At 58.7% G+C, this 13,216-nt stretch carries 14 protein-coding genes and 1 tRNA gene; 6 read left to right on the top strand and 9 right to left on the bottom strand.

Annotated features, from left to right (window positions below; genetic code table 11):
• Window positions 1-23: 23 nt before the first annotated feature.
• The 4 genes from cobJ to cobO are packed head-to-tail and all read left to right on the top strand — an operon-like array spanning window position 24 to window position 3,526.
• Window positions 24-701 carry a precorrin-3B C(17)-methyltransferase gene (gene cobJ, locus HZB29_00910; protein MBI5814152.1) on the top strand — a complete coding sequence of 226 codons (678 nt, stop codon included), beginning with the start codon at window positions 24-26 and terminating at the stop codon, window positions 699-701.
• The gene (gene cobK, locus HZB29_00915; protein MBI5814153.1) at window positions 698-1,477 is read left to right on the top strand and encodes a precorrin-6A reductase; all 780 of its coding nucleotides are present in this window, start codon (window positions 698-700) and stop codon (window positions 1,475-1,477) included. The genes cobJ and cobK overlap by 4 nt, the downstream gene beginning before the upstream one ends.
• Window positions 1,467-2,993: a cobyric acid synthase gene (locus tag HZB29_00920; GenBank protein ID MBI5814154.1), complete on the top strand. Its 1,527-nt coding sequence runs from the start codon at window positions 1,467-1,469 to the stop codon at window positions 2,991-2,993. The genes cobK and HZB29_00920 overlap by 11 nt, the downstream gene beginning before the upstream one ends.
• Complete coding sequence (cobO, locus tag HZB29_00925) at window positions 2,987-3,526, top strand: cob(I)yrinic acid a,c-diamide adenosyltransferase (GenBank protein MBI5814155.1); 540 nt, start codon at window positions 2,987-2,989, stop codon at window positions 3,524-3,526. The genes HZB29_00920 and cobO overlap by 7 nt, the downstream gene beginning before the upstream one ends.
• Here the strand turns inward: cobO and HZB29_00930 are convergent.
• The 7 genes from HZB29_00930 to HZB29_00960 all read right to left on the bottom strand — a co-directional run bounded on the left by HZB29_00930 (window position 3,520) and on the right by HZB29_00960 (window position 11,294).
• On the bottom strand, window positions 3,520-4,020 hold the full coding sequence (locus HZB29_00930; protein ID MBI5814156.1) for a thermonuclease family protein: 501 nt from the start codon (window positions 4,018-4,020) through the stop codon (window positions 3,520-3,522). The two genes, cobO and HZB29_00930, sit on opposite strands and share 7 nt — an antisense overlap.
• A 3-nt stretch (window positions 4,021-4,023) precedes the next feature.
• A complete protein-coding gene (locus HZB29_00935) occupies window positions 4,024-5,742 on the bottom strand; it encodes a proline--tRNA ligase (GenBank protein MBI5814157.1) in 1,719 nt (572 codons plus the stop codon).
• 93 nt (window positions 5,743-5,835) lie between these two features.
• Entirely contained in the window at window positions 5,836-6,579 is a 744-nt protein-coding gene (gene radC / locus HZB29_00940; protein ID MBI5814158.1) for a DNA repair protein RadC, read from the bottom strand.
• 10 nt (window positions 6,580-6,589) lie between these two features.
• Window positions 6,590-7,447 carry a UbiA family prenyltransferase gene (locus HZB29_00945; protein ID MBI5814159.1) on the bottom strand — a complete coding sequence of 286 codons (858 nt, stop codon included), beginning with the start codon at window positions 7,445-7,447 and terminating at the stop codon, window positions 6,590-6,592.
• A gap of 15 nt (window positions 7,448-7,462) precedes the next feature.
• Window positions 7,463-9,763 (bottom strand): UvrD-helicase domain-containing protein, encoded by a 2,301-nt coding sequence (locus tag HZB29_00950; GenBank protein ID MBI5814160.1) that lies wholly within the window; start codon window positions 9,761-9,763, stop codon window positions 7,463-7,465.
• The gene (locus HZB29_00955) at window positions 9,763-10,782 is read right to left on the bottom strand and encodes a thioredoxin domain-containing protein (GenBank protein ID MBI5814161.1); all 1,020 of its coding nucleotides are present in this window, start codon (window positions 10,780-10,782) and stop codon (window positions 9,763-9,765) included. Before HZB29_00955 ends, HZB29_00950 begins: the two co-directional genes overlap by 1 nt.
• Window positions 10,783-10,820: 38 nt before the next feature.
• On the bottom strand, window positions 10,821-11,294 hold the full coding sequence (locus tag HZB29_00960) for a PRC-barrel domain-containing protein (protein MBI5814162.1): 474 nt from the start codon (window positions 11,292-11,294) through the stop codon (window positions 10,821-10,823).
• Between the two features lie 157 nt (window positions 11,295-11,451).
• On the opposite strand from HZB29_00960, the gene HZB29_00965 reads away from it, so the two are divergent.
• The gene (locus tag HZB29_00965; protein MBI5814163.1) at window positions 11,452-11,592 is read left to right on the top strand and encodes a hypothetical protein; all 141 of its coding nucleotides are present in this window, start codon (window positions 11,452-11,454) and stop codon (window positions 11,590-11,592) included.
• 5 nt (window positions 11,593-11,597) lie between these two features.
• Here the strand turns inward: HZB29_00965 and HZB29_00970 are convergent.
• Window positions 11,598-11,673 (bottom strand) — tRNA-Gly (locus HZB29_00970).
• A gap of 135 nt (window positions 11,674-11,808) precedes the next feature.
• Here HZB29_00970 and HZB29_00975 point away from each other — a divergent pair.
• A complete protein-coding gene (locus HZB29_00975) occupies window positions 11,809-12,408 on the top strand; it encodes a DNA-3-methyladenine glycosylase I (protein ID MBI5814164.1) in 600 nt (199 codons plus the stop codon).
• A 16-nt stretch (window positions 12,409-12,424) separates the two neighbouring features.
• On the opposite strand, the gene efp is transcribed toward HZB29_00975, so the two are convergent.
• Window positions 12,425-12,994 carry an elongation factor P gene (efp, locus tag HZB29_00980; GenBank protein ID MBI5814165.1) on the bottom strand — a complete coding sequence of 190 codons (570 nt, stop codon included), beginning with the start codon at window positions 12,992-12,994 and terminating at the stop codon, window positions 12,425-12,427.
• Between the last annotated feature and the right edge of the window lie 222 nt (window positions 12,995-13,216).

Consider the following 13,216-nt stretch of genomic DNA (forward strand, 5'->3'; position numbering starts at 1 on the left):
TGGACCGCACCCGCAGGGCGGAGATGGCCATCGGCCAATGCTCCGCCGTGGTGGGATATAAAAGATACCTGGACAACGTGGCCGGCCTGACGGAGGGCAAGCGCCTGGTCTCCTCCGGCATGACGCAGGAGACCGAGCGGGTGCGTGAAGCTTTAAGGCTTGCCAAAGAAGGGGAATCGGTGGCGCTGATTTCATCCGGCGACGCTGGGGTGTATGGCATGTCCGGCCTTGCCATAGAGCTTGCCCAGGAAGATGGTGTGGACCTGCCCATCGAAATAATCCCGGGAGTCACCGCCGCGTCCGCCGCCGGAGCAAGGCTTGGCGCGCCGCTGATGCTCGATTACGCCACAATAAGCTTGTCCGACCTTTTGGTCCCATGGGAAGCGATCCGCAAGCGGCTGGAAGCGGTGGCCGAAGCGGACATGGTGACGGCCCTGTACAATCCCAAAAGCAAAAAGCGGGTGGAACAGCTTGAAGAGGCGGCGGAAATATTCAGAAAGCACAGGCCCGGCGAAACACCCGTCGGCGTGTGCACAAGCGTGGGCTACGATGGCGAGGAGCGGATCGTCGTCACCGACCTTGCGCGGTTCACGGCGGAGGACATAGGCATGATGACAATCGTGATCATCGGTTCGAGCGAATCGAAAAATATCGGCGGCTGGTTCGTCACGCCGCGCGGATACAGGGGGAAACGGTTTTGATACTCCTTTTGGGCGGAGCGTCGGAGACCAAGTCCGTGGCCACGGCGCTTATGGAGGCCGGGTTTGAAACGCTTGTCTCCATGGCGACGGACAACGAATTGGACATTGGCGAAGGCCCCGGCGTCACCCGCAGGACTGGCAGGCTTTCGGAGACCGGCTTTATAAAGCTGATCGAAGAAAATGGCGTTGCGGCCCTGGTGGACGCGGCGCATCCATTCGCAACGGCCGCGCACGATACCGCGAAAAACGCCGCGAAAAACGCGGTAATCCCGTATTTCCGGCTGGAGCGGCCCGGTTCGAAGTACGATTACGATAAAATCCACTATGCCGATGATCACGAACATGCGGCGCAAATAGCCGCCGGGCTTGGGAAAGCCGTTTTGCTCACCACCGGATCGCGCAACCTTTGGCCATACGTGGCGGCGGTTCAAACATCGGGCACAAAGCTTGTGGCGCGCGTCCTGCCCCACGCCGAATCGGAGGATGCGGTGAAAAAGGCCGGCCTGGCGGACGCGAAGGTGATTTATGCCCGTGGCCCGTTCACCGTCGAGGAAAACCTGGAAGTGATCCGCGAACATGGCATCGGCGTGATCGTTACCAAGGACAGCGGCGCGGCGGGGGGTGTGCCGGAGAAAATAGAATCTGCGAGGGCCGCCGGGATAGACATGGTCATCGTGAAGCGTCCGGAGCTTGAAGCTGAGGCGTTTTCGACTGTGGCCGATCTTGTGGCGGCGGTGAAGGAGACCCTTATGAAAGCCAGGCTCGATGGACGGTAAGGCGCGTTGCGTGGCGGTGTTCGGCTCCGCTTCCGACGTGGGCAAAAGCGTTGTGGCCGCCGCGCTTTGCCGTGTTTTCCGCAACACTGGTTTTTCCGTGGCGCCGTTCAAGGCTCAGAACATGTCCAACAATTCATACGTGACGGCCGGCGGCGGCGAGATCGGAAGGGCCCAGGCGGTGCAGGCCGAATGCGCCGGGATAGCGCCCACTGTGGACATGAACCCGCTTTTATTAAAGCCATCAACCGACAGCCGCTCACAGATGATCCTTCACGGCAAGGTGATAGGCTCCGCCACCGCCGCCGATTTCAGGAAGGAACGAAGCGGACTTTTCGCCAAAACGCAAGAAAGCCTGGAGAAGCTTCGCGCCGCACATGATGTAATCGTGATCGAGGGGGCGGGATCTTGCGCGGAGATGAATCTCAAGGACTACGACCTGGCCAACTTCAACACAGCCATTGCATGCGGCGCGCCGGTGTTGCTGGTGGCGGACATCGGCCGGGGGGGCGTATTCGCACAGGTGATCGGGACGCTGGACCTTCTTTCGCCAGCGGAACGCGCTATGGTAGCTGGTGTGATAATAAACAGGTTCCGTGGGGACGTTTCGCTTTTCGGCGACGGTATTGATTTTATCGAACGGCGTTCCGGCGTTCCGGTGCTCGGTGTGCTGCCGTATTTGCAGGATATGGACATAGACCCTGAAGACAGCGTCACGTTGGAGACAATAGTTGATCCTCCCTCCGTCACAGCCGCGGGAAAAATAAACATTGCGGTGATACGGTTGCCGAGGATATCCAACTTCACCGATTTTGCGCCGTTTATGCGTGAACCATCCGTCAACCTCTCATACCTTTCAAAGCCCCGTTCCCTTGATGGTGTTGACGTTCTTATTTTGCCCGGCAGCAAAAGCACTATCGCCGATCTTGACTGGCTGCGCGAAGCCGGATGGGAAAAGATCATCGGCGATTATGCGAAAACCGGCGGGCGGGTAATCGGTGTTTGCGGCGGATATCAAATGCTCGGCCAGACCGTGAACGATCCACATGGAGTTGAAGGGAAGCCGGGCTCCACGCGCGGACTTGGATTGCTTGATGCGCGCACCACGCTTGAGAGGGAAAAACGCCTTGAACGGGTCCGGGCAAGGTGGGTTGAAGGGGGACTTGATATCACGGGCTATGAAATCCACATGGGGATCACGGAAGTGGCGGCTGGAGCGGCCAGCCCGATAGAAATGATCCTTCCGGACGGAACGGCGCGGCCTGAAGGGGCCATGTCCGCCGATGGACGCGTGTGGGGAACCTATATCCACGGAGTGTTTGACGAGCCTGCTTTCCGGCGTGGATTTTTACTCGGGATAAATCCGGATGCTTGGGCCGGTCTTGCGGAATCCTCCGCCGCCACGCACAAGGAGCGGCAGTACGATAGACTGGCGGAGCATTTTACAAAGCATGTGGACACGGACAAAATCATCGAAATAACCGGCGTCAAACGCCGCGTCATGGAGCCGATATCGTGAGCGAACAGAATGTAAAAGGGCTGACTGTGATATTCACCGGTCCCGGAAAAGGGAAGACTTCCGCCGCCCTCGGCGCGGTCATGCGCGCATTGGGCCACGGGATGCGGTGCAAGGTGATCCAGTTCATCAAGGCGGATGCCTCGACTGGCGAAATGGCGCTGGCCCAGAAGCTGGCCCCGGAGCTTCAGATAGTACAGGCCGGCCTGGGATTCACATGGTTGGACAAGCACCCGCCCGAAGAACATAAAAAAGCGGCGCAGGCTGGGATCGAAATGGCCGTTGCCGACCTTCAATCGGGGCTTTTCGGGATGGTGGTGCTGGATGAAGCGCTATATGCGCTCGGAAAAGGGCTTGTGACATTGGATGATTTAAAGCGGGCCATCGCTGCAAAACGCGAGGGGACTCACCTGATTTTGACCGGGCGTGGCGCGCCAGACGAGCTTATCGAGCTTGCCGACATGGTGACCCGGATGGAGGAGATAAAGCACCCGATGAAAAAAGGGATACCAGCGCAAAAGGGGATTGATTACTGAACAACCCCGGCGCATGGCGGGCGCATGCTCCAAAGCCCCCTGCAAGCCGATTTTGCCTCCGCCTCGGCCCGGTGATACCGTTCCCGCCGCTCATGGCGGAACTTGTGGAACGCTTCGGCCAGCCCTTCCCGGATTAGCGTTTCGTTCAAATCTGTTCCGCCGGGAAGCGTGACGTAGCCCAAAAGCCTGCCATATTTGTCCTCCCGCGTCTGGCCGCCATATGAAAGCTCCACGGTTTTATGCAGCGCCAGTTCCTCCACCCGCGTCCGCGCCTCCCGGCTCATCGGCTCCCATCGGGTGTACGGTCCCTCTTTTTCCGGAGCGTCAATTCCCAGAAGCCGCACCTTGCGCCTGGATTTACCTATAAGCGCCACCACCGTGTCGCCGTCTATCACATGGACGATGACGGCAGTCTCGATTTTTCCCGCGTAAGAGCTTGTGGAGGCAACCGCTTGCAAGCAAGCGCAAAGGACGACGGCAAGGCGCGCCAACATCCTCTATTGCGCCAGCAGGCTTTCCATCGCATTTTTCACGGCGGACGTCACTTCGCTCAACGGAATGGACAACTTCTCGCCGGTCTTGCGCACCTTTATTTCCGCTTTCCCCTCCGCCAGCCCCTTGCGGCCCACGATCACCTGGATGGGGTAGCCCACCAGGTCCGCGTCGTTGAACTTCACGCCGGAGCGCACGTCCCTGTCGTCGAGCGCCGGGTCGAGTCCGTTTCCGGAAAGGGCGGCGTATATGTCTTCCGCCGCCTTTACCACGTTGGCGTCGTCCATGTTAAGCGGTAGTATGACAGCGCCGAAGGGGGCGATGGCGGGGGGCCATATAATCCCGGCTGCGTCGTGGTTCTGCTCGATGGCGGCGGCGGCGCTCCGCCCCACGCCGATGCCGTAACATCCCATTATCATCGGCTTTTCGCACCCCTCGCGGTCCAGGAAAGTGGCGCGCATGGCTTCGGAATATTTCGTCCCCAGCTTGAATATGTGCCCCACCTCGATGCCCTTCGCCATTTTAATTTTGCCGCCGGAGCAGCGCGGGCAAGCGTCCCCTTCTTTTGCGTTCCTTATGCCGATATATGTGGCCGCAGGAAAATCCCGCGCGGGATTCACGTTGGAAACGTGCGTATCGGCCTTGTTCGCCCCTGTGACGGCGTTCACCATTGCCTTCACCGAATGGTCGGCCACTATCGGAATCGAAATCCCCAAAGGTCCGGCAAAGCCCACCGGCGCGCCGGTGATCCTTTCCACCTCGGCGTCCTCCGCCAGCGCTATCTCCACGGCGTTCACCGCCCTTTTCAATTTCACCTCGTTCACCTCATGATCGCCCCGCACCAGCGCCGCCACGAATCCGCCGCTATCGGTCTTGTATATGAGCGTCTTGATGAACGACGCTGGAGATGTTTTCAGGAACGCCGCAACATCCTCCACCTTCCCTTTGCCGGGAGTGGAAAGGTACGTAAGCGGCAAAGGTTCGCCCGCGCCGTCCGCGACTGGCGGCGGCGTCTCCGCTTTTTCCATGTTGGCGGCGTAATCGCACGCTCCGCAGTATGCGATGGTGTCCTCGCCCGATTCGGCCAGCACCATGAACTCGTGGGAGAACGATCCGCCTATCTGCCCCGTGTCCGCCTCCACCGCGCGGAATTTAAGCCCCAGCCTGCGGAATATGGCGTTGTATGCCACGCGCATCGCCTCATAGCTTTTGCTGGCCCCTTCGTCGTCCGCGTCGAAGCTGTAGGCGTCCTTCATGGAAAACTCGCGCCCACGCATCACGCCGAACCTGGGCCGGATCTCGTCGCGGAACTTGGTCTGTATCTGGTACAGGTTCACCGGCAGTTCACGGTACGACCGCACATCGCGCCGGACAAGGTCAGTGACCACCTCTTCGTGCGTGGGACCGTAACAAAAATCGCGCCCGTGCCTGTCGGCGAAGCGCAGCAGCTCCTTGCCGTAAACTTCCCACCGGCCAGACTCTATCCAAAGCTCCGCCGGCTGGACGGAGGGCATGAACACCTCCAAAGCCCCGGCGCGGTTCATTTCCTCCCGGATGATATTTTCGATTTTGCGGATCACCTTGAGCCCCAGCGGAAGGGTGGTGTAAACGCCAGCCGCAAGTTTCCTTATCATCCCAGCTCGGGTCATAAGTTTCTGGCTGACCACCTCCGCTTCGGAGGGGGCCTCTTTGAGTGTCGGCAAATGGTATCTGGTAAGGCGCATATAGTGCGAAGTTCTCCGTAAAAACAACGTTAATCAAGCTCGGCTAATGGTATGGAATCAGCCGTATGAAAGTCAACCTCCGGGCCTAGCCCCTTAAAAATACTCCTTGCGCGCCGGGTCCAAAAGTCTTTCGTGGAACTTTTCGAATTCCGCCTCGAACCTGGCGATCAATCCCTCCTTGAGAAACGAAAAATGCCCGGACGGCGATATTATCAAATGTTCGCGCACCCATATGTCCATAAGCCTGGCGGCGAAAAGCATCTCGCGGGTGAGGCATATGTCCTCGTCGGACGGCTCCGCCGCGCCGCCGGGGTGGTTGTGCGCCAGCACAAGGGTGGTGGCCGCGTGGGCGAACGCCTTTTCGACCACCTGTCTTGGCGAAAGGGTCACATGGCTGGGGGCTCCGATGGAGATGCGCTCCTCGCTCAATATGGCGTTCTGGGAGTTCAGGAACAGCACGTGGAAAGACTCCCTGCGCTCCCCCTTTAGCGCGTGGTTGAAATAGTCGAGCACTTCGGCGAAGGAGTTCATATAGTTCTCGCGCATGATCTTCTCGCGCAGGAATTTGCGGGCGATGGAATGGATCAGGCGTATTCCAAGGGCGTTGTTCGGCCCTATCCCCTCGATCCTGCCCAGGTCTTCCGGGGTGGCTTCCAGCACGCCGGCCAGGTTGCCGAATTCCTTGAGGGCGCGCCGGGCGGTCTGCTTGCAGTCCCGCCGGGGTGTGGCAAGGGTCAAAAGAAGCTCCACGATCTCGTCGTCGGTGAACTTGTCCAGCCCGAAGCTTAAGAACTTCTCCCTGAGCCTTTTGCGATGCCCTTCAGCCCTGTCTTCCATTATTTCCGGGTCACGGTTTTATTATTATGTCCGCGATGGTGAACACCATCAGCCCCACGCTTATCACCCCGTTGACGTTGAAGAACGCCACGTTCACTTTCGAAAGATCCTCCGGGCGCACTAACGAATGCTCGTAATACAGCATCAAAGCGGTGAACCCGACCCCCGCAAGGTATATCCACGAAAGATGGGCCGCCACGGCCACAAGAAGCAACGCGGCCACCATCACCGCATGGAACGCCGACGCCATTGAAAGCGCCTTGCCAACCCCGAACCGCCGGGGAATGGAATACAGCCCCTTCTCGCTGTCAAACCGCGCGTCCTGGCAGGAGTATATCGTATCGAGCCCCGCCAGCCAAAAGATCACCGCTATCCCCAGAAGCGACGGAGCCAACGCAAACTCCTCCCGCACCGCCACCCATCCGCCCATCGGGGCGAGGGAAAGCGCCAGCCCAAGGAAAAAATGGGAGTAATGCGTTATCCGCTTCGTGTATGAATAGAAAAATACGATGAGCAGCGCGAACGGGGCGAGCCTGGCCGCCATGACGTTTATCATGGAGCAGACCATTATGAATCCGACGCCGCACGCGAGTATGAAGATCATGTACTGCACACGGGAGGCCTCCCCGGCCGGAAGCGCCCTGTTTTGCGTGCGGGGGTTTTCGCTGTCGAACGGTTCGTCCACCAGCCTGTTGAACGCCATCGCCGCCGAACGGGCCAGGACCATCGCAGCCGTTATCCAGCCGAGCAACGCAAGCGGAGGGACGCCGTCCGCCGCCATGAACGCGCTCATTATGGCGAAAGGCATGGCGAACAGCGTGTGCTGTATCTTTATGTCCCCCAGGATCGCGGCCAGCGGTTTTATCATCCTGCGACCGCGCTTTCAGGCATGGGAAAGCCTGGCATGCTTTAGTATCAGCTTTTTCTCGCCGAACCTGGGGAAATACACGGTGACCTTGCCGTTCTCCCCGCGCCCTTCCACCGAGCGTATCACCCCCACCTGGAACATCGGGTGACGCACCTTGTCCCCCGCCGCGAACACCCCTTCTGTCTTTGGCGAGGAAGCTGGCCGGGCGGCTGGTGGTATTCCTCTCTCTTTTTCCGCAGAAAAGACCGGGGCAGGCGTGGGCCTTGTTATCTTCACCGGGGCCTTCGGCCACTTGTCCCGGTCTTCGGCGCGGGGCGTGAACAATGACAACTCCTGGGCAGCCTCCATCTCCACGCATTCCGCCGGTATGTCCCGCAGGAACCGGGATGGCCTGTTGGCCTGCGGCACGCCGAATATGCGCCGTTCCCGCGCGTGGGTGATATGCAGCGCTTCCATTGCACGGGTCATGGCCACATACATAAGGCGCCGCTCCTCCTCCATCTGCGACGGATTGTCCTTGCTCCTGGCGTGGGGGAATATCCCTTCCTCCAGCCCCGTGACAAACACCACCGGGAACTCCAGCCCCTTGCTCACATGCACCGTCATAAGCTTCACCGCTCCGCCGTCTTTCATGTCGTCCGCGTCGGCGGTGAGCGCCGCCTGGTCCAGGAACGTCTGTATGGAATTCTCGCCGGTCCTCTCGATGAAGTCCTCCGCCGCGTTCACAAGTTCGTTAAGGTTCTCCATCCGGTTGGCCGCCTCGCTGTCGTCTTCTTTTGCCAGCCATTCCATGTAGCCTGTGGCCGTCAACGCGTCGCTGATCGCGTCCGCGGCGTTTTTCGATGTGGCCAAAATCCGCACCTTCGACATTATTTCGCGGAACGCCTCAAGCTTCCCCTTCGTCCCGGAGTTAAATCCAGCGCTCGCCTCCGCCTCGTCCAGCGCCGCCGCCATGGACTTGCCTTCCACCTCGGCCAGCGCGGCGAGTTTTTCCACCGTCGTGGCCCCGATCCCCCTGGGCGGAACGTTGATGATCCGGCGAAGCGAAACGGTGTCATGCGGATTTAGCGCCACCCGGAAATAGGCGAGCATGTCCTTTATCTCGCGCCGCTCATAGAACTTCAGCCCGCCGAACACCTGGTATGATATCCCCTCACGGCGCAGGGCGTCCTCTATGGCGCGGGACTGGGAGTTGGTCCTGTAGAACACCGCGAAATCGTTGTGGACTCGCCCTTTTTCCCGTTCGATACGCTTTATCCCGGTGGCCACGCGCCGTCCCTCGTCCATTTCGTCCTGCGCGAAATAGAGCTTTATCTTCTCCCCGGCGGCGTTCTGCGTCCAAAGCCGCTTTTCCTTGCGCCCGGCGTTCTGGGAAACCACCCCGTGGGCGCCTTCAAGGATGTTGCGGGTGGAGCGGTAGTTCTGCTCCAGCTTGATAACTTTCGCGCCCGGATAGTCCTTTTCGAAGTTGAGGATGTTCCCTATGTTGGCCCCGCGCCATTGATAGATGGACTGGTCGTCGTCCCCCACCACGCATATGCTCCCGCCCCCGCCTGTCATCAGCCGGACGAATTCGTATTGCGCGGCGTTTGTGTCCTGGAACTCGTCCACAAGCACGTGCGAGAACCGCCTTTGGTAGCGCTCTCTTATGTCCTCGTTTTTCCGCAGAAGCTCCACGCTTTTGCCCAGAAGATCGTCAAAGTCCATGCAGCGCGATTCCATCAGCTTGCGCTCGTACTGGTGGAACACCCGGAGGAAGTCCTCGAACCGCCGGGGGTTGAGCTCCTTTTCGGCCTCGTCCGCCCCTTTGAGCTTGTTCTTGAAGCTGGAAATCATGGCTCCGGCCTGCCGGGCGGGATTGGCCTTCTCGTCCACCCCAAGCTGGGCCATGCAAAGCTTTATCAGCCGCTCCTGGTCCTGGGAGTCATATATCACAAAGTCCTTGCCATACCCGAGCCTGTCCGCGTCCCGCCGCAAAACGCGAAGGCACGCCGAATGGAACGTGGATATCCAGATGTCCGTCCCCGTCTGCCCCAACAGGGAGCGCACGCGCTCCTTCATCTCCCCGGCGGCCTTGTTGGTGAAAGTGAGCGCTATGATGCTCTTGGGATTCACCCCGGAGGCCACCAGCCGCGCGATACGGTATGTTATGACCCGGGTTTTGCCCGACCCGGCCCCAGCCAGCACCAGAAGCGGCCCTTCACCGTAATAAACGGCCTCCAGTTGAGGGGGATTCAGAAGCTCCGGAAGGTTGTCCAGTCCGGCGGCGGCCCCTTGGGCCTGGCCCGCCGGAATTTCATGTGCGGCGCGGTTCATCACTTAAGAAATTCCGCCAGCTTCTCGTATTCCGCGAAACCACGGACCACCTGTGTAAGCTTGTCCCCCTTCGATATGGCGATGGAAGGGGTCTGGTATATGCCCAGCGACTGGGCGCGTTTGAGGTCCGCGTCCACCTTGGCGTTTATCTTCGTTTTCAGGTCCTCTGTGAAATTCACGTCCGGCAACCTTTCCTTCAGATAGCCGTACAGCTTTTCCTGGTTTTCGAACATCGCCTTGCGCGCCGCAAGGAACACCTCCGGGCCGCGCGTGATCGCCAGCGCATTGGCGTAGGACACCGCCACGGGCGAAACGGAATGGGTGGGGATTATGAAGTCCCGGTATATTATCAGCGCTTCCGGATGGTTCTTTCTCAATTTTTCCACCTCCGGCTCGAATTTCCGGCAATAACCGCACTCGTAATCTGAAAAAATCTCCACTTTCAACGAAGCCTTCAGGTTCCCCTCGTATGTCACAAGCCCGTCCGCCTGCAAGTTGGCCTTTGCCGCAGACAGCTTCACCGGAGCGGCGAAGGCCCCGAAAGAGAGCAGGACTATCACGGGGACCGCCCATATTCCGCCGGGGAATTTCAGGTTCCCGGCGCGTAAACTCCAGACAAGCGCCAACGCGAACAGCACGGCCACCGTCCCGAACTGGACAAGGCAGAACATGCAGAACACCTGGATGATATAGGCCATCACCCACAGGAAATAAAACTCCGCACCCATCAACACCGCCGCCATCGGCAACGTGAACACCGGGAAATACCGGAGTATATAAACGAAAGTCACGTATGTGAGCAGTCCCCAATACGTCACCGGCACGCCGAACAACTTTGCGAACGGCGTGGAGGCCACGTCCGCGCAGCCGCTCTGGGTTCCGCCGCAAAGCTCCATGATCGCCGGATAATGGTGCGAAAGCTCCGTAACCACGGCCAGCGCGGCGCCAAAGGCGGCCACGACGTACAGCATTATTTCCAAAGGCCCGTTTTTCACGGTCAGTTCATTATTTTTCTTCATATTCCTTCTTTGACCATGTCGAATGTTATGTCCGCGGATCAGGAGTCTCTTTCAAGTTTCAGATCGCCGATAGGCTCTCCCTCCGGGGCGGCCTGTGGTCTGGAAGCTGGTTCCTCAGGCTTTATTTCCTTTTCCTCGTCCTCTTCCTCGCCCCACCAGTATGGGTCCACCCCGAAATGGCGGTGGACGTTCTCCTCTTCCACCCTGGTTGGCATGTCTATCACATGCGGGGCGGGAGCGGCCATGACATGCTCCGCCTCCCTGTTCACGTTCAACCGGGACATGCCCCCCTTTTTGAGGGCGCCCCAGGGGATAAGTATCTTTTTGCCCCGGATGGCCAGGAACCCGCCGATCTCTATCACGGCGTAACGCGGCTTTCGCGTCTGCCTGTCCACAAGCAGGTCACGCACATCGGTGATGTCCTTGTCCACTACGTCGTAGATGTAGTATCCGACGACCCTGTGATGCGGGGCCAGGTCATAGTTTATGCTCGATGCGGTCACAAGCTCCATGGCAATGAACCAAAGGTTGAACAGGTGGTTTTACGTCCAATTACGATCATCTGTTGATTTTAGTGAATCGCGGATTATAAATCAAACTGAGGGATGGATTTATCCCCGGAATTCCGGGGCCGCGCGCTCCCCCTTCCATAGCCAAGACATCGTGCGCATGGTTGGAGAGGACGAAACTCCCATAAAATACGCCGGGGAGCGGCCCGGCCAGGTGTTCCGCCACACCGGCGCCACTTCCAAGATACGGCAAACCGCAAGTGGCGGGAAAACAGATGTGGATGCGGTCCGCGCCTATTGAAAAACTGGAGCGGGCGACGGGATTCGAACCCGCGACCCTCAGCTTGGGAAGCTGATGCTCTACCAACTGAGCTACACCCGCCCTGTAAGAGACAACAAAGATAGCACAACTTTACGTTGTTTGCATCAGCCCGATTAGCGATATTTTTGCGATAATTCTCCTGACACAACGTTGTCAGGATGCCTCTGTTATAGTCACGGTCAGGAGGGCAAAGCGATGGCGGACACTTTGAAACGGTGCCCCTGGCCTGGGGACAATCGGCTGATGATCGAGTACCATGACAATGAGTGGGGCGTGCCAGTTCATGACGACAGGAAGCACTTTGAGTTCCTTGTCCTGGAAGGGGCGCAGGCCGGGCTTAGCTGGCTGACGATCCTTAAAAGAAGGGAAGGGTACCGCAGGGCCTTTGCGGACTTTGATCCTGAAAAGGTGGCCAGGTTCACCGCCGGGAAGATAAAAAAGCTTCTGGACGATCCGGGGATCATACGCAATAAGCTCAAGGTGGCGGCGGCGGTGGGCAACGCTAAATGCTTTCTGGCCGTCCAAAAGGAGTTCGGAAGTTTTAACGCCTATTGCTGGCGGTTCACCGGGGGCAGGCCGATAGTCAACCGCTGGAGGAGCTTGGGCGAACTTCCGGCGCGCACAAAAGAGTCGGACGCTTTTTCCGCCGACCTGAAAAAACGCGGATTCAAGTTTGTGGGATCAACGATTATCTACGCGCACATGCAGGCGGCAGGCATGGTCAACGACCATATTATCACTTGCCGCCGCCATGGCGAATTGGCGGCCATGGCGCAAAACAGCTTCCCGCGATAGGGCGCGGGAAGCGCGGTCATTTCACACGTTCGATGTACTTGCACTCCATCGTGTCCACCCGCACTTTGTCCCCCGTCGCCACGAACTGGGGCACCATGATCGAAAGGCCGGTCTCCAGCTTCGCCGGTTTCGGTGAGCTTGTGATGGTGGCCGTTTTCATCACCGGAGAGGTCTCTGTGACGGTAAGCTCCACCACGCGGGGCGGCTCCACGCCAAGGGGCTTGCCGTCGTAATATTCCACTTTCACTTTCGTGTTGGGCAGCAGGAATTCGCGCGTCCCCTCAAGTATGTCGCCGCTGAGGAATATCTGCTCGTATGTTTCCGTGTTCATGAAGCAATGGCCGGCCGGATCCTCGTAAAGGTATTCCATCTCGTGCTGTTCAAGCGCGGCGCGCTCCACCTTTTCCTCGGTGCGCAGCCGCACTTCCGTCTGGTTCCCCTGGATCACGTTGCGAAGCTTCACCTGGGCGTACGCGCCCCCCTTGCCGGGCTTCACGTGCTCTGCGGCCATCACGCGCCAAAGCTGCTTGTCGTAGATGATCAGGTAACCGACCCTGATGGAACCGGCGTTGATATAGACCGCCATTTTCAGTCCTTTTTCCTTGTTTGTAAAAACAGCGTTAAATGATACCCGAGCCGGGGGAGTAATACAAGAGCGAGGCCTGTTTTTGTAGAGAGCACATAAACTGTCCGGGTCTGTAGCACATAAACTGTCCGGTTCTATGGTGTATCCAGGAGGAAACGCCATGAAGCGGACAGAGTGGTTACAGGAGACTCGGAAGATGAGGTTTTTAGAGGCGTTAACGGA

The organism is Nitrospinota bacterium, from assembly GCA_016235255.1.
Lineage (GTDB): Bacteria > Nitrospinota_A > UBA7883 > UBA7883 > JACRLM01 > JACRLM01.